Origin of the sequence: Flavobacterium aquidurense (assembly GCF_002217195.1) — a bacterium.
Lineage (GTDB): Bacteria > Bacteroidota > Bacteroidia > Flavobacteriales > Flavobacteriaceae > Flavobacterium > Flavobacterium frigidimaris.
In genome coordinates, this window is record NZ_MUGR01000064.1 from 1 (window position 1) to 25,918 (window position 25,918).

The window sequence follows — 25,918 nt, forward strand, 5'->3', positions numbered from 1 at the left end:
GTTACGCTTCCTGTGCTTGCTCCAAAACAAGTAATATCCGTTTTAGAAGAAGCAGCAAGGGTTAAAGCCGCAGTAGGCTGTGTAATAATAATTCCATTTAAATTTGCAGAACAGCCATTTGCATCAACTACTTTTATGTTATAAGTGCCGGCAGCTAAACTCTGTAGGGTATTTGGAGTTGTTCCTCCATTAATGTAATAGGTAAATGGAGCAGTTCCGTTTGTAACATTCACTTGAATTTTACCATCGTTACCACCAAAACAAGTTACATTAGTTGTTGGTCCCAATGCTATTGTGTAAAAAGGAGGCAAAGTAATATTAGAAGTTACAAAATCCCGATTTGCATACCACCACGAATTTATGGTATTTTTATTTCCATACTGAGGTGAACTATTATTATTGCTACTAAAACCATTCCAGGTATGACAGCCACTCGGAGGGACGTTACTCGGAGTACAGCCCGTTAGGTTTACTTTAACACCGTTGGTACCTCCTGTATAAGTAATATTACTATCATCCCAGTAAAATTTTAACACATATCCTGCCGGAGCAGCAGGTCTCACAGTTGTACATGAAAAACCATATTGATTTTCTTCTATATCATACATCGGAAAATGGAAGGCAGCTTGTCCAAAAGAAACTACAATTGGTATAGTAGTACCTTGAGCTATAACGTTTCCTAATCCATCTTTACCATTCCATGGTACGCTAACGGCATAAGGAGGATTTCCTGATCCGGATACACTTTGTGTTGTTAATACATCTTTAGTTCCAGGAGTGTAAATACCATCGCCATTGTTAAAATCAAGAAGTATTTCGATAGTTCCGCTTTTAAAAACACTAATATTGATGTTACTTTCTCCAATACCACAGTTGGTAATTCCGTTTATTTGGATGTTTCCGTTATATGTTCCATTTTTCCAGATATTAATATCGGGATCAGAAAGAAAAACTTCATATTTCGGACTCATTTTGGTTGCATCGGTAGCATTCCATACACTCTTTTGATCATTTGCTGTATTTCCTGTGTTACCAGGTCCGGTATTATTAAAAGCAACATTAAAGTACCAAGGTCTAAAACCGGCACCATTAAAATTAATTTTATTGACAAAGCCATTTTGAGTAACAGCTCCGGTTGTAGAACCGTTGTCAGGAGCAAAAACAAAGAAAGCACCATTAAAGTCAGTATCTTCATCGTCCATTGCAAGTGCCCAACGTTTAGAATAAAGACGTCCAGGGATCGATTTTTTAGTACTATTATTAGCAACTGTAATATCGTAGTAGTTATAAAAGATAGTTGAATAACTTGAGTTATTGCTTTCAAATTCAATCCAATAATCACCTGCCGGCATACCCGTTGGATCAAAAACAATAGGAGCATACCCTGTCGTTGTAATTCCGTCAACACCATTTGGGCCATTTTGAGCTCTGCTCAGGCGTTGCGCTTCTGTACCGGTTATATTTGATGTACCAGTAGTTAAATTATTAGTATAGGCTACAGTTCCGTCAGGTTTTAGGATTCTGAATTTCGAATCGACTTCGCTATTGCTATTATCAGGAGCTGTTCTTCTGGCTTTAGTAAAACCTAAGTATACTTTTTCGCTATTTGGGTTTTGAATTCTGATGTACAATCTTTGTATGTCAGTAGAACCATATTTTCCGAAATTACCAAATTCATCATGATTTATACACAGTGATGCTCGGTGAGTAATATCCGGAGTCGTTTGTTTAGTACCTTCGCCGCCATAAACATTTATGAAAAGGGAGCTTAACATAAAACTTAGAAGGATTTTTATTCTGATTTTAAAAGTAAAGTTTCGCATATTAAAAAATTTAATAGTGATATGATATTTCGGCTGGGATTAAAAACGAACTACAACTATATTTTGCAGTGATAAAACAGAAGATTTTCTTAAAATCATTGTGTTTTTAAAATCTAAAGAGTGTTTATTATAGCCAATCCCCATTGTTTTTTTCGGAGGAATGTAAGTGTAGATAATGACCTGACTTTTATTTTCCGGGCAAGAGGAAGAAGTTGCAATGACTTTAGTACCATTCCATTGGTCAAGTTTATTAATATCAACTAAGCTTAATTTTACATAGAACTCTACAGATTCTTCCGGAGCGAGGGTAATTGTTTTATTAAGAGTAGAATTATTTTTACTTTCTAACTTGTTATTTAACAAGACGTTGTTTTGTGAAGAACTTCCATCGGGGTTTTCTTCAAAGTCCGAAAAGTTCTCTGCAGATAATTGATAACTATCTGTAGTAGTTCCTGTGTTTTTAATTTGAATTAAAAATGAAGTTTCAAAGCCATTAAACTTTTGTTCATTATCTCCTTTAATAATTACTTCTGAATTGCAGGAACCAGATTGAGCAAATGAAACGCCACTGATTAAACAAAAGAGTATCGCAAATAGATTTTTCTGAAAAATGTTATTTTTAAAAGAAAAAATAAACTTACAATTATGAACAAATTTCAGCGTTTTTTCGAGAGTAGTTTTTGTTCTCATAACTTAGTATTTAGGTTTGTGATATTTATCAAATTTTAACAGAATCAAAGTTATATACAGTGATTAATTTTGATTTTTTTTGTCCATAACTAACCTAAAAACTCGTTTAAGTGTAAAATTTTTGTTACATAAAGCTCAAAAAAGCATTTTTATTTGTCATTTTTAACAAATAAAAAAACGTATTTTTTTTGGTTTTTTGATTAAAATACTGTTTTTCTGAATATTATAAATTATTAATAATCAAGTATTTAGTTAATTTTTTGCACATATTCATAAATCGACCAACTGTTGGGTTTAATAGATGAAGAGCACATTTTGGCAAATTATGTTTTTCGGATTTTTATAATTTTCAGATTTTTGCCTACCATTTATTCTTGTTAAAATTTGCATTAAATGTTAACAGAAATAAAAAAAAGAGAAGGTTTGATATTTCTTTTGTAAATTAGAAGTTCAATAAAAATATTAACCTCTTAAGAGGTTTCTAAACCTGTCGCTTATGAAAAATTTAATTTTAATACGTCATGCTAAATCAAGTTGGGAAGCACCTCTGAAAGATTTTGATAGGCCCTTAATGAAAAAAGGAATATTAGATGCTCATGAAGTTTCCTCAAATATTTCAAAATTTCTTCCTAAAACATATATAATGTGGAGCAGTACTGCCGCCCGGGCATCAGAAACCGCATTAATTTTTGCACAAAACATTTCGTATCCTATAGAAAGTATAGTTTATAAAGACGATCTTTATACTTTTGATGATAAACAATTAGAAAAGATTATCAAATCATGTGATAATAGTTTCGAAAGCGTTATTCTTTTTGGACATAACGAGGCTATTACAAATTTTGTTAATAAATTTGGGGATGTTTTTATCGAAAACGTTCCCACTTCTGGCTTTGTATCATTACAGTTTGATGCAGAAAGTTGGAATACTATAGATAAAGGTAAAACTCATAAAACAATTTTCCCCAAAGATTTAAAATAGATAAAATAGTGTACGAACAGAAATATATCGATAGAGAAAAAAGTTGGTTAGCGTTTAATGCAAGAGTACTTCAGGAAGCAGGAGATAATACAGTGCCGCTTTTAGACAGACTGCGTTTTGTTGGAATTTTTTCGAACAATTTAGATGAATTTTTCAGAGTCCGTTACGCTGCAATTCGAAGATTGAGCCTTTCCGGAATTTCTGGTGAAAAATACTTAGGCGGTGTTTCTGCCCATCAGTTAATTAAAGACATTACCGAAATTGTAATTCAGCAACAGTCTGAAAGTTTACGTATTTTAGGTAATATTGAAGCAGAGCTTGAATCCGAAAATATCTTTATTATCAACGAAGATCAGATTACTGATGATCAGAAAATTTTTCTTAAAGACTTTTTTGCTCAAAAATTAAGCCCGGAACTGGTAACTATCATTTTAAATGATTTAGCAGAATTCCCTATACTAAAAGATACCTTAGGTTATTTGGCAGTTCGTTTAGAGATGAATACAAACGATGAAGTTCGTTATGCTGTTATTGAAATTCCAAAAACGATAAACAGATTTGTGGTTTTGCCATCACATGATGATAAACATTATGTGATTCTAATTGATGATGTTATTCGTTATAATCTGAAAAACATATTCAATATTTTCGATTATAAAAGTGTTTCGGCACACATGATCAAAATTACCCGTGACGCCCAGTTAGATATCGACAGTGATTTGAGTAAAAGTATGCTCGAAAAAATTGCAACATCAGTAAAAGACAGGCGAATAGGAGAGCCGGTACGTTTTATTTACGATAACTTAATCGAAAACGATACACTGCATTTCTTTCTGGATAAAATGAAAATTGTAGAAACAGATAGTATTATTCCCGGAGGAAGATATCACAATCGTCGTGATTATATGAGTTTTCCAAACCTCGGTAGATATGATTTGCTTTACAAACCCAATGAACCATTACCAATTCCGGGCTTAAGCCTTGGAGGAAGTATTCTGGAAAAAATCAGTAAAAAAGATTATTTGTTACACGCACCATATCAGTCCTTTTCTTATCTGACGAAGTTTTTGCGTGAAGCGGCCCTCGATCCAAAAGTGATGAGCATCAAAATCACTTTATACCGTTTAGCAAAGAATTCGCAAATCATTAGTTCCCTGATTAATGCGGCCAAGAATGGTAAAAAAGTAACCGTTCAGATCGAGCTTCAGGCACGTTTTGATGAAGCTTCAAATATCTCGTATGCAGAACAAATGCAAACGGAAGGTATCGATCTTATTTTTGGAATAAAAGGTTTAAAAGTACACAGTAAAATATGTGTCATAGAAAGAATCGAAGACGGAAAAGCACGTCGTTACGGATTTATCTCAACTGGAAATTTTAATGAATCGACAGCAAAAATTTATACTGATGTAACACTTTTCACCTGTCATCAGGGAATTCTGAAAGATATATCGAAAATATTCGAATTTTTCGATATTAATTACAGAGTGCACAGATACAAGCATTTAATCGTGTCGCCACACTATACACGAACAAAATTCATCAAACTAATAGATCGTGAGATTTTGCATGCACTAGCCGGAAGAAAAACCCATATAAAACTTAAAATGAATAGCTTGTCAGATTTTAAAATGATCGACAAGTTATATGAAGCCAGTAATGCCGGCGTAAAAATTCAATTACAGGTAAGAGGGATTTGTTCGCTTATTCCTGGAATTCCCGGAATGAGTGAGAATATTGAAGCTATAAGTATTGTAGATAATTATCTGGAACATTCCAGAGTTTATATTTTTGGAAATGCCGGTTTAACCGAAGTTTATATTTCATCCGCTGATTTTATGACCCGAAACCTTGATGGAAGAGTCGAAGTAACCTGCCCAATTTATGATCTTGAAATAAAGAAAGAATTAATAGATAACTTCAATATTGCCTGGAAAGGAAATGTTAAAGTAAGATATCATTCCTATAAATTAGATAACAAATACAAGCCGCGAAACCACCATGCCCCATTTAGAGCTCAATTTGAAACTTATAAATATTACCAAAATAAAGTTTCAATGTTAGAAGCCGTTTCGCAGAAATAAATTAATAAAACAAAGAATAATTTTCAAATCATAAGTGAGCATGATTAATATAAAGAAACTTGCAGCAATAGATATTGGTTCAAATGCCATGAGGCTTCTGATATCGAATGTTGTAGAACAAGAAGGCAAAGAACCTCAGTTTAATAAGAGTTCGCTTGTTCGTGTGCCAATTCGTTTGGGACAAGATGCCTTTACCGTAGGAGAGATTTCAGAAGAAAATATAGATCGAATGGTTGATGCCATGAAAGCATTTAATCTTTTGATGAAAGTACATAAAGTAGAACGTTATATGGCATTTGCCACTTCGGCAATGCGTGAAGCTTATAATGCCAAAGAGGTTGTGGCTTTGATTAAGAAAAAAGCCGACATAAAAATCGAAATTATCGATGGTAAAAAAGAAGCCGCTATTATTGCTTCGACCGATTTACATCATTTATTAAAAACAGACGAAACCTATCTTTTTGTAGATGTTGGTGGCGGAAGTACGGAGTTTACTTTGTTTTCTGACGGAAAGCTAATTAATTCAAGATCATTCAAAGCCGGAACAGTTCGTTTATTGAATAATATGGTGCACGATGTAGTTTGGGATGAAATCGAAAAATGGATCAAAACCAATACGGCAGATTATGAAGAAGTAACATTGATAGGTTCCGGAGGAAACATCAATAAATTGTTTAAGATGTCCGGAAAACAGCAGGAAAAGCCGCTTTCATACATTTACATCAATTCGCAATATGCATTTTTGAATTCCTTGACTTACGAACAAAGAATTGCTGAGCTGGGATTGAATTCAGATCGTGCCGACGTTATTATTCACGCAACAAGAATTTATCTGAATGCGATGAAATGGAGTGGAGCACGCCAAATCTACGTTCCGAAAATTGGACTTTCTGACGGAATCGTAAAAGCAATGTATTACGGTAAGATTTAATTTTTTAAATATTTTTTGCCACGAATTTCACGAATTAGCACGAATCATTTTTTATAACAAGAATAAAAAATTAGTGTAAATTTGTGAAATTAGTGGCAACTTTTTTTTAAGATTTAAACTTATCATAATAATACCAAACTTACAGATAAATGAACAAAACAAGACTTGAAGCTTTTAGTGATGGTGTTTTAGCTATTATTATAACGATTATGATTTTAGAAATTAAAGTACCTGAGGGGCATGAGTTTGCTGATTTAAAGCCACTTATTCCTAAGTTTCTAAGTTATGTCCTGAGTTTTATTTATGTTGGAATTTACTGGAACAATCACCATTATTTAATTCACGGGATGACCAAAATCAACGGAAAAATCCTTTGGGCCAATTTGCATTTACTTTTTTGGCTTTCTCTGATTCCTGTTGCAACCGGATGGATGGGAGAACATAATTTTGAAAAAGCTTCTATGACTTTGTATGGAGTTGTATTGTTTTTATCTTCAGTAGCCTATTTTATTTTGCAGCGCATTATCATCATTAATGAAGGAGAAAATTCAGTATTGGCAAAAGCGATTGGCAGAGATGTAAAAGGACGCGCTTCGTCTGTTTTGTATATTGTGGGAATAGTTTTTTCATTTTATAACCAATGGATTTCTGGTGTGGCTTATTTGGCAGTAGCCTTGTTATGGCTTATTCCGGATAAAAGAATTGAAAGAGTTTTTACTTCTAAAAATTAATTTATTCCGCATACATAATGAAATCAGTTTTTCAGTCCATTCAGAATTTATCTCATGATGAATTAGCACTTTTAGAGGGTTTGATTACTTTTCGACAGCTCAAAAAAGGAGAATTGCTATTGAAAGAAAATCAGATTTGTAATGAAATTGTTTTTATCAAAAAGGGAATTTTACGATCCTTTTTCTTCAATCATCAGGGAGATGAAATCACGAATTGTTTTGCTTTCGAAAATGAATTCATGGCTTCGTTTTCCAGTTTTATAACGCAAAATGTTGCCGAAGAAAATATTCAGGCATTGGCAGATACAGAGTTGGAGGTAATAAGCCGTGAAAACCTTCAGAAACTATATGGTTTAGGGACTCATTGGCAGGAAATAGGCCGTAAACTAACGGAGATGGAATATGTGACACTTCAAAAAAGGATGATTTCTTTTCAGAAGTTGTCAGGTACACAGCGTTATGAAGAACTTTATCAGAATCATCAAAAATACCTTCAGTTGATTCCACTTCAATATTTGGCATCTTATTTAGGCGTTACGCCAAGGCATCTAAGCCGGATTCGTAAAGCGATTTTATAGGACATTTGTCCGGTTATCGAAACATATTGCATCATTATTTTTGCTGAAAACAATATATAATGATGAGAAAAAATATTTTAATAATTGGCGGAACCGGTTTAGTGGGTAAAGTCATATTACGAATTCTTCAGTCTAGAAATCCTAACCATAACCTGTTTGTTGGAAGTCGCCAGTTAGGAAAAACCAATAATGATTTAGTTATTGATGTTACCAATCCAAAAACGTTTGATTGTATTGCTCAAAATAAAATTGACCTGATTGTATTGTGTACAAAAGACAGTAATAATGAAATTTTGCAGTTTGCGATAAAAAATAAACTGGATTACATCGATATTACAAAGCCAACACCAGATCTCACTATTGCGTATGATTTAGCCAGGGCAAATAAACAGAAAATAAATAGCCGAATTGTTTTTAGTTCCGGTTGGATGGGAGGTATCGTGGGCAGTCTGGTTGATTTTATAGAACCTGACAAACATAAAATTCAGGAAACCAATATTTTTATCTATTATTCTGTAAAAGATCTGGCAGGGAAAAGTTCAGCGAATTTTTTAGCCGAAAATGTATGTAAGCCATTTATTGTTTATAAAAATAACAAGCCACAAAAAGTAAAACATTTTTTAAATTCTGAAAAATTTGATTTTTCATTCGGAATTGGAAAACGACAGGTTTATAACCTTGATGTTCCCGATTTGTTTATTTTAAATCAGATCGAAAAAATACCTACCGTTTCAGTTAAGATGACTTATAATTCTAAGTTTATAACCAGTTTAATGGGATACTTTCAGTCGCTTAAGATTTTTAATATCATGTTTTTACGAGAAAGACAATTGCTTTTTGGTTCAAGTGGAAATGGCGATCAAACCATTTTTGAAGTCATTGTTAAAACTGCTGATACAATAAAAAGAGTTAGCTTGCAAAGTAGTAAAGGCCAGGCCGAATTAACTGCTTTTTCTACAGTTCTCCATATCGAAAAGATGTTAAGTGAGACGTTATTAAGTGGTATTTACTTTAGCCATCAAATTCATTCGGCGAATGAAGTTTACGAAGCATTAAATAATTATAGCAGCATTAATCTTAAAATAATCGAATAGTAGATGAAAAAAATATTGATTATAAACGGACATCCAAATCCTTCCAGCTTCAATTTTGCACTAACTGATAGTTATAAAAAAGGAGCAATTCAGTCGAATGCTCAGGTCGAGACGATAGTTATTGCTGAATTAAATTTTAATCCAAATCTCAAATTTGGTTATCAAAAACGTACTGAATTAGAACCGGACTTATTAGAAGCTTGGGAAAAAATTCAGAGAGCCGATCATTTAGTCTGGATTCATCCCGTTTGGTGGGGCGGTTTACCTGCAATTACAAAAGGATTTATAGATCGTTTATTTTTACCCGGAATGGCGTTTCAATACCGCGAAAACTCAGTTTGGTGGGATAAATTGCTTAAAGGAAAAACCGCTCATATTATCACAACATTAGATCAGCCGGGTTGGTACTATCGATTCTTTTATGGGAGACCAAGCGTCAATCAGTTAAAAAAATCTACTTTAGAGTTCTGCGGAGTAAAACCTGTAAAAGTCAGTTATATTGGAATTATAAAAACGGCTGACGAGGAACAAAGGAAAAAATGGCTTGAAAAAGTATTCGGTTTTGGTTGGAGAAATAAATAAGGATTCCTCAAATTGCACTAATTTTTAGGAATTAATTTCTGAAATTTTAAAATAAAAATTAGTGCAATTTCGGTATCAAATCTTAAGTATGCAGATCCAGGCCAAATGTAGTACGCAAAAGATCGATATTTGGGTTAATCTCCATTAAACGGTTGTATTTATCCTGATCGTTAAGACTTCTTTTCATTTCGATGGCTTCATTTACAATGATCTCGATCTTAATATCATGATTGTGCAAATGTCCTTTTAAATGTCCTAAAAGGCCATTAATCTGACTTTCGAAATCTAATTTAGAGCCTTCATTAGGTAATTCAAGTGTAATGGTGGTTCCGTTTAAGGTTGGGTCGTTAATTAATAATAACGATTCCATGATTCTTAAACCTTTGTCACCCAGACGTTGCGCATATTTATTCCATTGTACTAACATTTCAGTCTCGGTAAAATCTTCCGTTGGCATTATAGAAGTAGGTTTTACATAAGATTGTTTGTTAGCTTCCAGTTCTTTTTTCTTGCGAATACTGGACAATGAAAAAGCAGAAATTTTAGGTTCGTTGCTAACTTCAGGTTTTGGGGTTTCTGCTTTTGGAGCTTCAGTTGTTTCTTTGTTTATAGAAGTTTCAACATTAGGTGCAGCTGTATTAGCAGTTTCTTCTTTTGGAGTCTTAACTTCCACAATAGAATAACCGCTATTTTTATAATAAGTAGGGGGAATTATGAATTGCTCAACTTTTTTTTTTCTCCATCAAAGCTGATAGAGGCCAATTGCATCAAACATAGTTCGACCAAAAGACGTTGATTCTGACTCAATTTATATTTTAAATCACAGTCGTTCGCAAGGTCAATTCCTTTTAGTAAAAATTCCTGAGAGCATTTTTGTGCCTGAACACCATACATTTGCTGTGCTTGTTCACCTACTTCCAGCAAAGCGATTGTAGCAGGAGTTTTACTTACTAATAAATCTCTGAAATGCGAAGCCAGACCGGCAATAAAATGATGTCCGTCAAAACCTTTTGCGAGAATATCATTGTAAGCCAGTAAAAGATCCGGAATCTTGTTTTCTAAAAGTAAATCAGTAATAGTGATATACGTTTCGTAATCTAAAACGTTTAGGTTTTCAGTTACGGCCTGACGCGTTAAGTTGGTGCCGCAGTACGAAACCACACGGTCAAAAATAGATAAAGCGTCACGCATTGCACCATCGGCCTTTTGAGCAATAATGTGCAAAGCATCGTCTTCAAAATTGATTCCCTGACTTTTGGCAACTTCAGCCAAATGTTCTTTAGCATCTTTTACGGTAATTCTCTTGAAATCAAATATCTGGCAACGAGATAAAATCGTTGGAATAATCTTGTGTTTCTCTGTTGTTGCTAAAATAAAAATAGCATGTTTTGGCGGTTCTTCCAATGTTTTCAAAAAAGCATTAAAAGCAGCCGAAGACAACATATGAACCTCGTCAATAATATAGACTTTATATTGCCCGGTTTGTGGCGGGATTCTAACCTGATCAATCAGACTACGAATATCATCAACCGAGTTGTTTGAAGCTGCATCTAACTCAAAAACGTTAAAAGCGAAATCTTCGTTAGGATCATCGTATCCGGGCTGGTTTATTTTACGAGCCAAAATACGCGCGCAAGTCGTTTTACCAACTCCACGTGGTCCTGTAAATAAAAGAGCAGAAGCAAGATGATTGCTGTCTATGGCATTCAGCAAAGTGTTGGTAATGGCTTTCTGACCTACAACATCCTTAAAGGTTTGTGGGCGATACTTACGGGCCGATACTACAAATTGTTCCATATTCTATTTTATTCGATAGCAAAGATAGGCTGAAATTTGCCAAATCACAAATCTGAAATTCATAAAAATTTGAGGGGATTTTAAGTGATTTGAATGTGAGGAAGTAAGGGATTTAATTGGATAAAATTAAATGTCTTTGGAATAAAAAAACAAGTATTTTTATAAAAAATATAAAGCAGAAATTTAAAAATAATTATTTTATTTATGAACCAGTACAATTTTAAAAATAATATCCTACGTCTAAAAGTCAAAAAAGCACCATTAATTTTTAGAGCTATAATCTTCTTTTGTGCTTCTGCTTTTTTTGTTTTACCAGTAATAGGAGTGATTTTTGATATTGCTTTTGGAGGAAGTTTAAATATTGGGCATTTTATTGGAGTTGGCGTATTTTATGCGATTGGATTTTATGTACTACGAGTTTTTCTATGGAATACTTACGGCAATGAAACTATTGAGATATTAGAAAATAAAATCATTTATGAAGCCAATTATGGTTGGTTTAAAGGAGGAAGAACAGAAATGGAAATTACGTCTCCGGCCTATTCTTTTAAATCAGTTGGGTATGAAGAAGATAATGAAGCCGTTTTAGTTATTAGCTCTGAAAATGCTCAAATGGAATCAGTTGTAAAAATGCCAATAGATGAGATTAAAGCATTATTGCGTATTTTAGACCCAGTTTTAGTATAATAAAGATTGATTAGAAACGTAAGTTAATTTGGGATTTCCATTTATAAACCCCGCACGATATGAAAAAATACCTGTTAGTAATCACAATTGCATTTTACACTTTTCAGATTCACGCACAAACTGCGCAGGATACAATTGATATCAAACGAGTGACGCTGGCTTATATCGAAGCACAGCATAACCCCAATCCTAAATTGATGGAAAGTGCTTTGCATCCGCGATTGGTAAAAAGATCGGTTTTTAGAAGTAAAGCAGCCCAAAAAGATTATATCTCTGAATATTTTGCAGAAAACATGGTTATTCTTGCAGAGACTTATAATGCAAAAGGAGATAAGTTTCCTGGAAATCCAAGAAAAGAAGTAAAACTGCTGGATATTTCTGCAAGAACCGCTTCAGTAAAATTACTAGCCGATGCCTGGATAGATTATATGCATATTGTAAAAACCAATGGAGAGTGGAAAATAATAAATGTGCTTTGGCAATATAATGATATAACGCAGCATGAGTAGGAGTGAATCCAAATAGTTGAATTACTTAACTGGAAAAAATATAAATTTTATAATATTATTATGTAAAATCTTGATAATTAATTTATTAACTTTAGATGTTTAATTAATTAAAAAATATCTAATATGAAAATTAAATCTATTTTACTAGGAATGAGCCTTGCTCTAGCACTAGTGGCTTGCGGTCCTAAAGATGCAGATATTCAAAAAGAAATTTCTGCCAAACTGAGTGCTCTGCCAGGAGTTGAAGTTACTGTAAAAGATGGTGTTGCTACTATTTCAGGTATTTGTAAAGATGATGCTTTCAAGCAAAATGCAGAAAGTATTATTAAAGGAATTAAAGGAGTTAAATCAGTAGTCAACAATTGCGAAATTGCGGCACCGGAAACTGTAACTGAAACTGCTCCTGTAGAAATTAACCCTGATGCTGTTTTAAATACTTCGGTAAATGAGGTAGTAAAAACGTATAATGGCGTAAGTGCTACAGTCAAAGATGGTGTGGTGACACTTACAGGAGACATCAAAAGAGATCAATTGCAAAATTTGATCAAAAGTGTGCAGGAATTGAAACCTAAAAAAGTAGAAAATAAGTTAACTATTAAATAAAGACATTATGAGTTTACTAGATAAATACAAAGAGTTAACAGATTTGGCTACTAATTTAGGGATAGCGAATTTGCAGGTAAGAGAACAAGATAATGTATTGTATATAGACGGTACAGCAAAATCAGCTGAAGACAAAGAAAAAATCTGGAGTGCTTACGGAAAAATAGATCCTGATTTTAGAGCAGCAGATGCGGTGATAAACATTACTGTTGCTGAAGGTGCCACAACAGAATACACAATAAAAGGTGGTGATTCTTTGTCGAAAATAGGAAAAGCCCATGGTGTTTCGTGGGAGGCAATTTTTGAAGCCAACAGAGATATTATTAAAAATCCGGATCTGATTCAGCCGGGTTGGAAAATAAAAATACCAACAGCATAATTTTTTAAGTGTTGTTTTTAAAAGTCCTTCTTATGATGGGCTTTTTTTATGCTTATTGGTGAATTATAGCACACGGATGACGCGGATTCGATATTGCGTAAACGCGGATAAAAACAGATTTTTTTAAGTCATTGCGAGGAACGAAGCAATCTCATTTGCTCAATCAATTATAAAGTAGTTACTTCGTTTCTGGCAATGACGCAGATTGTGTAAAAACATAAAACTCTCTTCTGAAACCTAAATCCTTAGCCCTGATGGAAGCGGCATCCTTTTTCTGACCGCCGCGGCGGAAGGGAAAAGATACAGCGGACAGCAGGAATAGCTCCTGAAAATTACCTTCCTTTTATACTCAAATCATTCAGAAACTTGGCGGTTTCCTGATCGGAGTCAGCAGAGAAACCTGATACATAGACTCCTTTTTTGCCTGATGTTGATTTAATTCCGTATACAACTGCCTCATCGCCCGGGTCTGAATTTCCCTCGTATCGATACACATGAACAATTTCAAATTTTTCGGGATTCTTTTTTATCATGTCTGAGTTTAAATTAAAATCAAACGTAAATCCTTTCTCATTCAATTGATCTAAAGCTTTTGAAACAGTTGCGTAGTGATACATTCTAATCATGATAATTGAATTTTAAAATTATGGATTTTAAAGATAACTAATTTAAAATTAAAATGTTATGAAAGTAAGTCGAAAAACTAAAATTTAAAATCATTATTGTTAGTGTATAAATGCCTATTTTTGCGCCGCAGACCGCCTTATCGTCGTCCTGATTTATCGGGAGGGAGGAAAGTCCGGACACCAGAGAGAAGCATAGCGGGTAACACCCGTCGGCGTTAGAAATAGCGCAAGGACAAGTGCAACAGAAAGTATGTACAGGTAATGCTGTAGTGAAACCAGGTAAACTCTATGCGGTGAAATACCAAGTATATCAGCATTTAAGGGCTTCTCGTCCGTTGTTGAAGGGTAGGTAGCTCGAACTTATGAGTAATTGTAAGTCTAGATAAATGATAAGGCTCTGATTTATCAGGGACAGAATCCGGCTTATAGGTCTGCATTTTTTTATATTTGTGAAACACTCTAACCAGCTTTCACAAATAACCAATCCAAAATTTTTTCTAATTAACTGTTTTACCTGATGGCAGGCATATGACACGGATTCGCTTTCGCGAAAGCGTGAATTTAGGCGAATTTTTTTGTTGTTTAAATGGTTTTGCTACAAGACTCAAAGACACTAAGTTTTTGTTTCTTCCAGCCGTAATTATATAGTTTTTTTATTTGTGTCTTAGCACCTTTATGGCATTTATTTACTGATTATGAAACGAATTACTTAAAGAAATTGAATTGGTAGCTAAAGTTAAAGGTCTGCAATCCCCCGAAGATATTGTAGATCAGAATATCTTAAAACTAGAAAAATCGCCTAAAAAAGCGACTTCATCTATGCACAGAGATTATTGGGCAGGTAATAAAATAGAGGCAACTTCGCTGACAAAATTTGTGGTCGAAGAAGGTTTAAAATAGGGCGTAAAAACTCCTCTGTACGAAAAAATAAGTACTGTTTTATTGTCGTAAAAAAGTTTAAGCTTCGTCTTTTGTAGCACGAACTAAGCTAATTCCGGACATGAAAAAGACAATGCCAAGTATGCCGTAAATAATTAATGATTTAATGTCTCTTGTTTCGCCTGAAGTACCTGCAAATATTACAGCAGTGTAAATCAAACCAACTATTCCGAGGATTGTAAGTAATCCACCGAAAAATCTTTTTAGGTTCATGATGTTTGGTTTTAAATGTTTCATTACAAATGTATTACGCAATTTGTGTGTGGCGTTATACAATTGAAACTAAAACTTATATCATTTACAGTAAATAAGTTATGGTGTTATTTTAAATTCTAATCCGATATTTCGAGTGCTTTCGATTTTAATATTTGGATCTGAGTTAAAATATTTTCTAAGCCTGCTGATAAAAACATCCATACTTCGTCCGGAGAAATAATCATCTTTTTTCCAGACAGACATTAAAATTTGGTCCCTTTTTAATAACTGGTTATGGTTCAGATATAAATATTCAATAAGAGTAGCTTCCATTTCTGTGAGTTGCTGAACGTGATTTTTATTATTTAGGGTTAATCTTTCATTATCAAAAATATAAGAACCAATCTCGATTATATTCTCTCCGTTCAAAGTTCTCTTTTGTTCGATTCTCTTTAAAATATTCTGCAGACGCAAAATAAGTTCGTCGACTTCAAAAGGTTTTATGATATAGTCGTCTGCGCCTAGTTTTAATCCAATGATTTTGTCTTCTTTTAACTTTCTTGCCGTTAGAAAAATAAATGGAATCTCAGGATTGATAGTGATTATTTTTTCGGCCAGTGAAAATCCATCCAATTTTGGCATCATGACATCAAAAATGCAAATGTCAAAAGTCTGGTTTTTAAAATAGTCTAAAGCTATTTCTCCATTTTGTGCCCAGGTAACTTCAAATTGATGTAATTCTAAATATTTTTTTAAAATTCCCGCAAAATCAAAATCGTCTTCAGCTAAAAGTAATTTTTTCAAAATAATGTAATATTAAACTTTTAATAAAATAGTAAACTGGGTTCCTTTTCCTAAATCACTCACAACGCTCACAGAGCCCTGATGCGCTTTTATAATCTGATCGACATAATACAACCCTAAACCTAAGCCTTTTGTATCATGAAGATTTCCTTGCTCTACGCGATAGAATTTTTCAAATAGAAGAGATTGTTTGTTCTTTTCAATTCCAATTCCGTCATCTTCAATACTAATGGAGAATTGATTTTGGACTATTCTTGTTTTTATAAGAATCTTATGAGAACCATATTTTACAGCATTTTCCAGAACATTTAAAAAGGCCGTGGTCAGATGGAATTTATCTAAAACTAAAATGGTTTTCTGTGTTTGAAAATCAGTTTGAAGATTGACTTTTGGGAATGTAATTTTAAAATCATGTATGATTGAAAGCAGAAAATCTTCGGTTTCTGTTTTTTCTTTTTGTAATTCTATTCCGTTTTCGGCCAGTGAATTTGCCATCACCTGATCGATTAAATTTTGCAAACGATTGTTTTGACGTGAAATCGTGTCGACAATTGCATTAAAATTTTCATCATTATCCCTGATGTCTTTTCGCTCTAATATTCTGGTCGAAATACCTAAAGTGGTCAAAGGCGTTTTAAGCTCGTGCGTGATATTATTGATAAAATCAGTTTTGATATCGTTTACTTTTTTCTGTTTTATTAAAGCTTTTATAGCAATAACAAAAAGCGTTATCAGTGTTAGTATAGAAAGTAAAGACAAGATTAAAACGAACGTCATTCGTCCTAAAATAATCATTTCCCAGTCGATTACAGAAACATACATCGAGTCTTCGGTCAATAGTTTATAATCTTGATTGGCGTAGGTTCCGTTTGTAGTGCCAACATAACTGCGAACTAAAAAAGCATGATTTAAAGAAATCAGATTTCCGTATAATTTGTTTTGAATAAAAGGTTTTTCAGAGAAAATAGTATCGATTTTTTTTGCGTTTTGATACAGTACAAATTTGTTCAGTACAATGGCAAAATCTATTTTCAGGTTGGGTAACTCCCTTTGAAACTTACGTTGGATTTTCTGTGTTAAAACATCGTTATATTCATTTTCGAGAATATAGGTTTTAACCTCAGATTTGTTGTTTTTTCCCTGAATGTAGTTTTCGGATAATTGTTTGTAAAGTGCTTCTTTCCTGGCAACAATTACAGAATCGATATCACTGTAATTATTAGAGATCCGGGCAATTGTATTTTTGATTTCAGTATGAAACTGCGCCACTTTATAATCGTAAGTAGTTTTGACCAAATAGCATTGTACTGTCGATAAAACAATCAAGGCGATGACAGAAAAGGCTATTAGTAAATTGATTCTTTGTTTCATTAGCTGTTTTTTGTTATGGCACACTGATGACGCGTATCAAACAGGTTTACACGGATTTTTACTGTGTGTGACGCAGGTCAAAGATTTTGTGGGTTTTCTAAAATAGTTGACCTGTGTAAACCAGTTTAATCCGTAAAATCTATGGGCTATTCCCAATTCAAAAATAATGCTTTTATGATATAATAAACGCATTAACTGCGCATTAACCTTCAATTAACCTACGGAACCTTTTTTTAGAAGCATTTTTGCAGGATTACAACTTTAAACCTAGCTAAAAATGAACTTTAATTTGCTATTTAAACTTTTTTTAATTCTCTTTTTGTTCTTGCTTTCGTTGTCAGGATATGCACAAGACGAAATTCACTTATTTCAAATACACAGAGCGGGCTATGAGAAAGAAATTTATTTATTTTTTTTGGAATTCTTTTAGATGCATAAAAAAAATCTATGTTTCTATGTGTTAAAATTAAAGTTTAGAGCTTAAATTATTGAAAAAATGGAGCGAAATCGAAAATTTAAATAAATCTCGATTTCGCTCCATTTGAGCTTATTATATTCAAACGAAAATTAACCTTCGTCGTCTTCTGTAGCTTTGTTTAATTTGATGCTCAATTCTTCCTCATCATCGGTTGAGTTGAGTTCGAAAAAACTAAAAAACGAACCTCCGTAATTTTTCTGAAAAGAGAAATTACTTAAATGTTCCATTTTGGTATATTTAGAATGTTCGATGATCATCATTCCGTCTTCGTTCAGTAATTCTCTCTCGAAAACCGTCAGAACAATTTTCTCAAATGCAGCCTGATCTAATCCGTAAGGCGGATCGGCAAAAATAATGTCGTAAGAGGTTCTGGAGTTGTCCAGAAATTTATACACATCACTTTTTGTGGCGGCGATGTCAAAATCATATTCTGATGCAACTTGTTTGATGAATTTTACACAGCCAAAATCACCATCAACGGATGTGATTGGAGCGCTTCCGCGTGAAGCGAATTCAAAACTAATATTTCCTGTTCCGGCAAATAAATCCAAAACCTTTAAGCCTTCAAAACTAAAATGATTGTTCAGAACATTAAATAATGCTTCTTTACTCATGTCGGTCGTTGGTCTTACAGGAAGGTTTTTTGGCGGAAAAATGCGGCGTCCTTTGTATTTTCCTGAAATGATTCTCATGATTGAAATAAGATATAATGTTTTTGATTTTGTGCAGTTGAGTAGCTGTTTTTTTGTTGTAATGCGCTTACATCCAAAAATGAAATATGACGAATGTATTTGTATGCAATCGCATAAAACGGATCGTTTTGATGTATGGTACCTAATAATTCAAGTTGAAAACTTTCCGGGTTTAAACTCAATTGTTCGGCTGTAAAAAGAATATAATAAAGAAAATCTTCCGGAGTCTGGTATTCAAAAGAATTGAACAATAACAATTTTTGATTTTGAACTACAATAACTTCAAAATGATTAGCATTGAAATTCACGACCATTTTTTTCTCGTCGTTGTTTTTTGAACTTTCCAGAATTTTCTCGACCAAAATACTGTTGACATGTTTGTAATCGAAAGAACCAACAGTATCAATTAAAAAGTTATTGATGTTGATATACGGAATGTAAACCGAGTTCATTTCGTAATTTGAAATTTTATCAAAAGTAAAAAAATCGGTTTCGAAAACCTTTGTATTGTACTGTAAATAACTTCCCAAGAAATTTTCGTCGAATAAAGCACTAGGTACAAAAGTCGAAAGATTGTTATTGTGAATTACGAGAATTTCGTCGTAAGTATCTTTTAATTCCGGATAGTTTTTGAAAGCAGCACTATATAATTCTTCAATTTTTGATGTTTTTTGTGTGGTATCAAAGTTGACTTCATTAAAGGCTGTAATCGTATTATTTAAGGTGTCAAAACAACAAAACGAGAATCCATTCAATGAAACCTGAATAGAAAGCTTTTTGTAATTTTTGGAAGTGATGTTAGTATTTTGCAATGACATATTGATTTACAATTCGTTACCTGTTTTACAAGAAAGAATTTAAGGCGACCACAAACTTACAAATTAAAAAGGAACAATTATAATTGCAATTTCGAAAAACAGTTTTAATTGGATTTTAAAATACGGTTAAATTTTCTTTACCATGTAAGGGATTTAAGTTCATGTTAATTGAGCGTAATAAAAGTAAAACTTAAATTCCTTACATTACTTATATGGTTTATAAACGTTTCAATTGTAATTGATTTTTGTAATTGACATTGACATTGCCATTTAAAAGCCCGTTCTTTGTATCTCAATTTTTCCTTATGAATTCATCACTTTTTTACGGCGTTTTGCAAAAACAATTTCCTTTTGCGCCCACTTACAAACAGGATATTTTTTTTCAAAAAATCGCTATTTTCCTAACAGATACACATAACGACACTATTTTTGTCTTGAAAGGATATGCAGGAACCGGAAAAACGACTGTGATCTCGACGATCGTAAACAATCTTGGAGATATCAATAAAAAGTTTGTCTTGCTTGCGCCAACAGGCCGCGCAGCAAAAGTGATTGCTAATTATTCGAATACGCCCGCATTTACAATTCATAAAAAAATATATTTCCCTAAAAAATCAGCTGGTGGAGGCGTGGCTTTTACCAAGCAGTTAAACAAACATAAAAACACTATTTTTATCGTCGATGAGGCTTCGATGATTTCAGACAGTAATTCAGATTCGAAATTGTATGATAACGGATCGCTTCTGGATGATCTGATTCAATATGTATATTCCGGAACTAACTGCAAAATGATCCTTCTGGGAGATACAGCGCAGTTGCCACCGGTGAATTTAGATATAAGTCCTGCATTAGATGTTCAGACTCTGGGTATTCATTATGACAAAGAAATCGAACATATCGAACTCGATGAAGTAATGCGTCAGGAAGAAAGTTCCGGTATTTTGTTTAATGCCACTGAATTACGTGAATTGCTAAAAGATACTTTTATTACGGAGTTTAAGTTTAATGTAAAAAAGTTCAAAGACATTGTTCGTCTTACTGATGGTTACGATATTCAGGACGCTATAAACTCGGCATACAGCAATTACAGTATTGAGGACACTGCTTTTATTGTACGTTCGAATAAAAGGGCGAATCAGTATAATGAACAGATCAGAACCCGAATTTTATTTAAGGAAAGTGAACTTTCGGTTGGTGATTTTCTGATGGTGGTAAAGAATAATTATTTCTGGTTGAAAGAAACAGATGAAGCCGGATTCATTGCCAACGGTGATATCATTGAAGTTTTGGAACTCTTCGGAATCAAAGAATTGTACGGATTCAATTTTGCAAAAGTAAAAATCAGAATGGTCGATTATCCGGATCAGAAACCTTTTGAAACCGTTTTGTTATTGGATACTATAAAAAGTGAGTCTCCGTCTTTGACGTATGAAGAATCAAATCGTTTGTATGAAGAGGTGATGAAAGATTATGAAAATGAAACCACGAAATACAAGAAATTTCAGAAAGTAAAAGAGAACGAGTATTTCAACGGATTACAGGTAAAATTCTCCTACGCCATAACGTGTCACAAATCGCAAGGTGGACAATGGAATACCGTTTTTATAGAACAGCCGTACTTACCTAACGGAATCGATCGTGATTATATCAGGTGGTTGTATACCGCTATGACGCGTGCCAAAAATAAATTATATTTGATAGGCTTTAAAGACGAGAGTTTTGAGGAGTAAAACCTAATTTCACGAATTAGCACGAAATATTTTTTTTTAGATTTAGCATTAGTGAAAATCTGTGAAATTCGTGTTTATAATTATTTACAATGACAACACTAAACGACTTACATTCGATTTCGTCTTCGTTTTCGAATACAGATAAAATGCCGGTTTTGTTTTTGGGGCACGGCAGCCCGATGAATGCAATTGAAGAAAATCAGTTTGTGGCGGGTTTTCGCAATCTGGCTAAAACATTGCCTCAGCCCAATGCGATTTTGTGCATTTCGGCACATTGGTTTACCAACGGAACCAAAGTTACTGCCATGCAAATGCCAAGAACGATCCATGATTTTGGAGGATTTCCGCAAGCACTTTTTGATGTGCAATATCCTGCGAAAGGAAGTCCGGAACTGGCTGTTGAAACTAAGAAAATATTAGAACCCGTAAATGTCGATTTAGACGAACATTGGGGTTTAGATCATGGCGCGTGGAGTGTAATTAAACACTTATATCCTGAGGCAAATGTTCCCGTAATTCAGTTGAGTATTGATTATACCAAATCAGGGCAATATCATTTTGAGCTAGCCAGGAAACTTCAATCTTTGCGCCGTAAAGGAGTTTTAATTATCGGAAGCGGGAATATTGTTCACAATCTTCGTTTGGTTGATTTCAGGAATTTTGATAAAGACAATTACGGTTTTGATTGGGCTATCGAAGCACGCGAAACCATCAATAATTATTTGCTCGACGAAAATTTTCAGCCTTTAATTGATTTCGAAAAAATGAATAAAGCGATACAATTGGCGATTCCAACTCCGGATCATTATTTGCCTTTATTGTATACTTTAGGTTTAAAAGAAAAATCAGAAGAACTGAGTTTGTTCAATGATAAATTGTTAGCCGGTTCTTTGAGTATGACGTCAGTAAAAATTATGTAAAAATATTTCGTGATTCTCTGTGTAAAAGTTATTACACAAAGTTGCGCAAAGATTTCACAGAGACTCGCAAAGAATAAAAAAATAAAAATAAATTTAAATGAAAATAATAGCTGTAATTCCGGCACGATATGCTTCAACGCGTTTTCCTGCTAAATTAATGCAGGATCTTGGAGGTAAAACTGTAATTCTGAGAACTTATGAAGCAACGGTTGAAACAAAGTTGTTTGATGATGTATTTGTAGTAACCGACTCGGATTTGATATTTGATGAGATCGTTTCGAATGGAGGTAAAGCGATTATGAGCATCAAAGAACACGAATCAGGAAGTGATCGTATTGCTGAAGCTATATTTAGCCTTGATGTTGATATTGTAGTTAATGTACAAGGTGATGAACCTTTTACAGAAGCTGGGCCTTTAGAACAGGTTTTATCTGTTTTTAAAGATGATGAAGATCGCAAGATTGATTTGGCTTCTCTAATGCGTGAGATTACGAATGAAGACGAAATCAATAATCCTAACAATGTAAAAGTCGTGGTTGACCAATCGCAGTTTGCGTTGTATTTTTCCCGTTCGGTTATTCCGTATCAAAGGGATAAAGGTGTTGGTGTTCGTTACTTTCAGCATATTGGAATTTATGCTTTTAGAAAACAGGCCTTATTAGATTTTTACAGCCTTCCTATGAAATCTTTAGAAGCTTCTGAGAAACTCGAGCAACTAAGATATTTGGAGTTCGGAAAACGTATTAAAATGGTTGAGACTACTCATGTTGGAATTGGGATTGATACTGCTGAGGATTTAGAAAAGGCTCGTGCTATTTTAGGAGTTTAGTTTGCGTAATGGCACACGGATGACACGGATTCGCTTGCGCGAAAGCACGGATAAAAAACGGATTTTAATGAAAAAAAACACAAAACAATATGTGATTCGAAAATTGAAATGGCCTATTAGTTATTTTGATTATCTAGAAAATTATCTTGTTTTATTTATGCCAGTTTTATTGATTTATGCTGGTATAACTAATTATGAAAGAGATGGGCCTTTTCTTATGTCATGGGGATTAATAATTTTGATTGTTTTTGTTGTAAGAATTGAAACTGAGCGCCGTTTCAAAGAGTTAATTTTAGTAAAAGATTATTCGACAGATGAAATAGGAAAATTGCTGCAAAAAAATAAGTGGACCTTAATTCGTAAAGGGGATGGAACTTTAGAATTTTATACCGGTGGATCTTCATTTTCTTGGGGGCAAAAGGTCACAATAGTTAAGGTTGCAAAACAAAAAATATTGATAAATACTTTACCAGCACGAAGAGCTCCGTTTACTTTTTTTAAGGATATACTTAATTATAAGGAAGTAAAAAAGATATTAGAATCTTAAAAAATTAGATATAAAAAAAGCTCCAAATATTGGAGCTTTTTTTAAATATGTAAATCTAAATTTATTGATACAAATTTGGATATTTAGAAGGATTAACCTCATTCATCATTGCATAGACTTTTTCGAAAATATCTTCGGCAGAAGGTTTTGAGAAATAGTCACCATCAGTTCCGTAAGCTGGTCTGTGTGCTTTTGCAGCAAGAGTTTGTGGTTTACTGTCAAGATGTATATAAGCGTCTTGTTCTTCAAGAATTTGCTGCAGGATAAAAGCTGAGGCTCCTCCAGGAACATCTTCGTCAATGATTAAAAGACGATTTGTTTTGGCAATACTTTTTACAATATCCTTATTAATGTCAAACGGAAGTAAGGACTGAATATCGATTACCTCACAGTCAATTCCTAAATCTAATAATTCAGTTGCAGCTTGCTGTACCAGTCTTAAAGTTGATCCGTAAGAAACTAATGTTATATCTGTACCTTCTTTTAGGGTTTCAATGACACCAATTGGCGTTTTGAATTCACCATAATTTAACGGCGTTTTTTCTTTTAAACGGTATCCATTCAAACATTCGATTACTAAAGCCGGTTCGTCAGTCTCTAAAAGAGCATTGTAGAAACCTGCCGCTTGAGTCATGTTTCTTGGTACCAAAACATGGATTCCGCGAATGGCGTTGATAATCATTCCCATTGGAGAACCGGAATGCCAGATGCCTTCAAGACGGTGTCCGCGGGTTCTGATGATTAACGGTGCTTTTTGTTTACCAACAGTTCTGTATTGTAAAGTTGCCAAATCATCGCTCATGATTTGAATCGCATATAGTAAATAATCTAAATATTGGATCTCGGCAATTGGTCGCAAACCTCGTAAGGCCATCCCGATTCCTTGTCCGATAATTGTAGCTTCACGAATACCCACATCAGCAACACGAAGTTCTCCGTATTTTTCCTGCATGCCTTCCAGACCTTGATTTACGTCGCCAATGTTTCCTACATCTTCACCAAAAATTAGTGTTTCAGGGTATTTGGTAAACAACGCATCAAAGTTGTCACGAATAATCATTCGGCCATCCTGATCCGCTTTTGCATTATCTGCATATTCAGGAAGTACTTTTTCTACTGAAAAAACATTTTGATCTGAATCTGAGTGCAGATGGCTGCTGAATCTTGGCTGGGTAATTTCGATATAGTTTTTAATCCAATTAGACAATAATACTTTGCTATTTGGAATTTCTATAAAACGCAATATTTTTCTGGCGATTACCAGCATTTCCTTTTTTAAAGGAGACTTTATAACGCTGATTTCAGAAATGTATTTTTGTATTTTATCTTTGTGATTGATACTGGCAGCAGAAATCTGTTCCAATAAAATCATAAGGTTTTTTTGGTCTTCGATAATTGGATTGATAAAAGAATTCCATGCTTCTTTTTTGGCATCCAGAACTTCTTTTTTCAATTCAGCTTCAATTTCAGCCAGTTCTTCAGGTGATGCAATGTTGATGGCAATCATCCACAAACGCATCTGACGAATACAATCGAAGTCTTTTTCCCAAGACAGTCTTTCTGCGTTTTTATAACGCTCATGAGAACCTGAAGTCGAGTGACCTTGCGGTTGTGTTAATTCGTTTACGTGAATTAAAACCGGAATATGTTTTTCTCGCGCAATAGCAGCGGCTCTTTCATAAGTTGATACCAGCTCTGCGTAATCCCATCCTTTTACTCTGAAAATTTCATATCCGTTCGAATCTTCATCACGTTGGTATCCTTTCAGAATTTCTGAAATATTCTCTTTAGTAGTTTGATGTTTTGCATGTACAGAAATCCCGTATTCATCATCCCAAACACTCATTACCATTGGTACTTGTAGCACTCCGGCAGCATTTATGGTTTCGAAAAACAAACCTTCTGAGGTACTTGCGTTTCCTATAGTTCCCCAGGCAATTTCATTTCCATTTACAGAGAATTTGTCTTTGGTTTTGATTCCGTCAACATTTCTGTAAATTTTTGATGCCTGTGCCAATCCCAGTAATCTTGGCATTTGACCTGCTGTAGGTGATATATCTGCGCTTGAATTTTTTTGTTTTGTTAAGTCTTTCCAGGATCCGTCTTCGTTTAAACTGTGGGTGACAAAGTGTCCGCCCATTTGTCTTCCGGCAGACATTGGATCAAAGTCTAAATCAGTGTGACCATATAAACCTGCGAAAAATTGTTTTGGAGATAATTCTCCAATAGCCATCATAAAAGTTTGATCGCGATAGTATCCGGAACGGAAATCCCCGTTTTTAAAGGATTTTGCCATAGCAAGCTGTGGTACCTCTTTTCCGTCACCAAAAATTCCAAATTTGGCTTTTCCTGTTAATACCTCTTTACGACCTAAAAGGCTACATTCGCGGCTGGTTACTGCAATTCTGTAGTCGTTCAATACCTCAGTTTTGAAATCTTCAAATGTTAGTGTAGTATTGCTTTTTTCTTTTATCATAATCTTGAAGGGTCATGTTAGAC

26 protein-coding genes, 1 other RNA gene and 1 pseudogene are annotated in these 25,918 nt (G+C 34.0%); 17 read left to right on the top strand and 11 right to left on the bottom strand.

The genetic code is table 11. The annotated features are described in order from the left end of the window. A partial coding sequence (locus tag B0A67_RS23565) for a SprB repeat-containing protein (protein ID WP_207557382.1) occupies nt 1–1,775 on the bottom strand: 1,775 nt, incomplete at its 3' end. An 87-nt stretch (nt 1,776–1,862) separates the two neighbouring features. Beyond that, a complete protein-coding gene (locus B0A67_RS23570; RefSeq protein WP_072964929.1) occupies nt 1,863–2,513 on the bottom strand; it encodes a hypothetical protein in 651 nt (216 codons plus the stop codon). 496 nt (nt 2,514–3,009) lie between these two features. Here B0A67_RS23570 and B0A67_RS23575 point away from each other — a divergent pair, with 496 nt between their 5' ends. The 7 genes from B0A67_RS23575 (at nt 3,010) to B0A67_RS23605 (ending at nt 9,495) form a co-directional block, all read left to right on the top strand. Next, on the top strand, nt 3,010–3,495 hold the full coding sequence (locus B0A67_RS23575) for a SixA phosphatase family protein (protein ID WP_072964928.1): 486 nt from the start codon (nt 3,010–3,012) through the stop codon (nt 3,493–3,495). An 8-nt stretch (nt 3,496–3,503) separates the two neighbouring features. Next, nucleotides 3,504–5,579 (top strand): polyphosphate kinase 1, encoded by a 2,076-nt coding sequence (gene ppk1, locus B0A67_RS23580; RefSeq protein ID WP_072964927.1) that lies wholly within the window; start codon nt 3,504–3,506, stop codon nt 5,577–5,579. Between the two features lie 40 nt (nt 5,580–5,619). Then, the gene (locus B0A67_RS23585; RefSeq protein ID WP_072964926.1) at nt 5,620–6,510 is read left to right on the top strand and encodes a Ppx/GppA phosphatase family protein; all 891 of its coding nucleotides are present in this window, start codon (nt 5,620–5,622) and stop codon (nt 6,508–6,510) included. Between the two features lie 149 nt (nt 6,511–6,659). Continuing rightward, nucleotides 6,660–7,241 carry a TMEM175 family protein gene (locus tag B0A67_RS23590; protein ID WP_072964925.1) on the top strand — a complete coding sequence of 194 codons (582 nt, stop codon included), beginning with the start codon at nt 6,660–6,662 and terminating at the stop codon, nt 7,239–7,241. Between the two features lie 17 nt (nt 7,242–7,258). After that, nucleotides 7,259–7,819, top strand: coding sequence for a Crp/Fnr family transcriptional regulator (locus B0A67_RS23595; protein WP_072964924.1), 561 nt, complete (start codon nt 7,259–7,261; stop codon nt 7,817–7,819). 59 nt (nt 7,820–7,878) lie between these two features. Next, nucleotides 7,879–8,913, top strand: coding sequence for a saccharopine dehydrogenase family protein (locus B0A67_RS23600; protein ID WP_089069581.1), 1,035 nt, complete (start codon nt 7,879–7,881; stop codon nt 8,911–8,913). Nucleotides 8,914–8,916: 3 nt separating this feature from the next. Beyond that, on the top strand, nt 8,917–9,495 hold the full coding sequence (locus B0A67_RS23605) for an NAD(P)H-dependent oxidoreductase (RefSeq protein WP_072964922.1): 579 nt from the start codon (nt 8,917–8,919) through the stop codon (nt 9,493–9,495). An 82-nt stretch (nt 9,496–9,577) separates the two neighbouring features. On the opposite strand, the gene B0A67_RS25255 is transcribed toward B0A67_RS23605, so the two are convergent. Continuing rightward, nucleotides 9,578–10,168: a DNA polymerase III subunit gamma/tau gene (locus tag B0A67_RS25255; protein WP_242671015.1), complete on the bottom strand. Its 591-nt coding sequence runs from the start codon at nt 10,166–10,168 to the stop codon at nt 9,578–9,580. Nucleotides 10,169–10,206: 38 nt separating this feature from the next. After that, complete coding sequence (gene dnaX, locus B0A67_RS23615; protein WP_072964921.1) at nt 10,207–11,292, bottom strand: DNA polymerase III subunit gamma/tau; 1,086 nt, start codon at nt 11,290–11,292, stop codon at nt 10,207–10,209. 204 nt (nt 11,293–11,496) lie between these two features. Between dnaX and B0A67_RS23620 the strand changes: the two genes are divergently transcribed. From B0A67_RS23620 to B0A67_RS23635, 4 genes are all read left to right on the top strand, one after another. Then, on the top strand, nt 11,497–11,979 hold the full coding sequence (locus B0A67_RS23620; protein ID WP_072964920.1) for a hypothetical protein: 483 nt from the start codon (nt 11,497–11,499) through the stop codon (nt 11,977–11,979). A 59-nt stretch (nt 11,980–12,038) separates the two neighbouring features. After that, nucleotides 12,039–12,488 carry a nuclear transport factor 2 family protein gene (locus B0A67_RS23625; protein WP_072964919.1) on the top strand — a complete coding sequence of 150 codons (450 nt, stop codon included), beginning with the start codon at nt 12,039–12,041 and terminating at the stop codon, nt 12,486–12,488. A 123-nt stretch (nt 12,489–12,611) separates the two neighbouring features. Next, nucleotides 12,612–13,091: a BON domain-containing protein gene (locus B0A67_RS23630; RefSeq protein ID WP_072964918.1), complete on the top strand. Its 480-nt coding sequence runs from the start codon at nt 12,612–12,614 to the stop codon at nt 13,089–13,091. 7 nt (nt 13,092–13,098) lie between these two features. Further along, nucleotides 13,099–13,470: a LysM peptidoglycan-binding domain-containing protein gene (locus B0A67_RS23635; protein ID WP_072964917.1), complete on the top strand. Its 372-nt coding sequence runs from the start codon at nt 13,099–13,101 to the stop codon at nt 13,468–13,470. A gap of 332 nt (nt 13,471–13,802) precedes the next feature. Here B0A67_RS23635 and B0A67_RS23640 read toward each other — a convergent pair whose 3' ends face one another. Then, nucleotides 13,803–14,096, bottom strand: coding sequence for an SH3 domain-containing protein (locus B0A67_RS23640; protein WP_072964916.1), 294 nt, complete (start codon nt 14,094–14,096; stop codon nt 13,803–13,805). A gap of 124 nt (nt 14,097–14,220) precedes the next feature. Here B0A67_RS23640 and rnpB point away from each other — a divergent pair. Both rnpB and B0A67_RS23650 read left to right on the top strand, forming a co-directional pair. Beyond that, nucleotides 14,221–14,538: RNase P RNA component class A (gene rnpB / locus B0A67_RS23645), an RNA gene on the top strand. Between the two features lie 272 nt (nt 14,539–14,810). Next, nucleotides 14,811–14,996, top strand: a pseudogene (locus B0A67_RS23650) (ketopantoate reductase family protein); the annotation flags it as partial. A 57-nt stretch (nt 14,997–15,053) separates the two neighbouring features. On the opposite strand, the gene B0A67_RS23655 reads toward B0A67_RS23650, so the two are convergent. The 5 genes from B0A67_RS23655 to B0A67_RS23675 all read right to left on the bottom strand — a co-directional run bounded on the left by B0A67_RS23655 (nt 15,054) and on the right by B0A67_RS23675 (nt 19,393). After that, nucleotides 15,054–15,248 (bottom strand): hypothetical protein, encoded by a 195-nt coding sequence (locus B0A67_RS23655; RefSeq protein WP_055096600.1) that lies wholly within the window; start codon nt 15,246–15,248, stop codon nt 15,054–15,056. Nucleotides 15,249–15,347: 99 nt separating this feature from the next. After that, nucleotides 15,348–16,034 carry a response regulator transcription factor gene (locus tag B0A67_RS23660; protein ID WP_072964915.1) on the bottom strand — a complete coding sequence of 229 codons (687 nt, stop codon included), beginning with the start codon at nt 16,032–16,034 and terminating at the stop codon, nt 15,348–15,350. Between the two features lie 12 nt (nt 16,035–16,046). Beyond that, entirely contained in the window at nt 16,047–17,405 is a 1,359-nt protein-coding gene (locus tag B0A67_RS23665) for a sensor histidine kinase (protein ID WP_072964914.1), read from the bottom strand. Nucleotides 17,406–17,972: 567 nt separating this feature from the next. Then, nucleotides 17,973–18,575, bottom strand: a complete 603-nt coding sequence (locus B0A67_RS23670) for an RsmD family RNA methyltransferase (protein WP_072964913.1) — start codon at nt 18,573–18,575, stop codon at nt 17,973–17,975. After that, entirely contained in the window at nt 18,572–19,393 is an 822-nt protein-coding gene (locus B0A67_RS23675) for a DUF3822 family protein (protein WP_072964912.1), read from the bottom strand. The genes B0A67_RS23670 and B0A67_RS23675 overlap by 4 nt, the downstream gene beginning before the upstream one ends. Before the next feature lie 305 nt (nt 19,394–19,698). Here B0A67_RS23675 and B0A67_RS23680 point away from each other — a divergent pair, with 305 nt between their 5' ends. The 4 genes from B0A67_RS23680 to B0A67_RS23695 all read left to right on the top strand — a co-directional run bounded on the left by B0A67_RS23680 (nt 19,699) and on the right by B0A67_RS23695 (nt 23,419). Continuing rightward, a complete protein-coding gene (locus tag B0A67_RS23680) occupies nt 19,699–21,123 on the top strand; it encodes an ATP-dependent DNA helicase (protein ID WP_072964911.1) in 1,425 nt (474 codons plus the stop codon). A gap of 89 nt (nt 21,124–21,212) precedes the next feature. Further along, the gene (gene ygiD, locus B0A67_RS23685) at nt 21,213–22,043 is read left to right on the top strand and encodes a 4,5-DOPA-extradiol-dioxygenase (protein WP_072964910.1); all 831 of its coding nucleotides are present in this window, start codon (nt 21,213–21,215) and stop codon (nt 22,041–22,043) included. A 97-nt stretch (nt 22,044–22,140) separates the two neighbouring features. Beyond that, nucleotides 22,141–22,872, top strand: a complete 732-nt coding sequence (gene kdsB, locus B0A67_RS23690) for a 3-deoxy-manno-octulosonate cytidylyltransferase (RefSeq protein ID WP_072964909.1) — start codon at nt 22,141–22,143, stop codon at nt 22,870–22,872. A gap of 67 nt (nt 22,873–22,939) precedes the next feature. Then, nucleotides 22,940–23,419, top strand: a complete 480-nt coding sequence (locus tag B0A67_RS23695; protein ID WP_089069582.1) for a hypothetical protein — start codon at nt 22,940–22,942, stop codon at nt 23,417–23,419. A gap of 61 nt (nt 23,420–23,480) precedes the next feature. On the opposite strand, the gene B0A67_RS23700 is transcribed toward B0A67_RS23695, so the two are convergent. Further along, a complete protein-coding gene (locus tag B0A67_RS23700) occupies nt 23,481–25,895 on the bottom strand; it encodes an alpha-ketoacid dehydrogenase subunit alpha/beta (RefSeq protein ID WP_072964907.1) in 2,415 nt (804 codons plus the stop codon). Between the last annotated feature and the right edge of the window lie 23 nt (nt 25,896–25,918).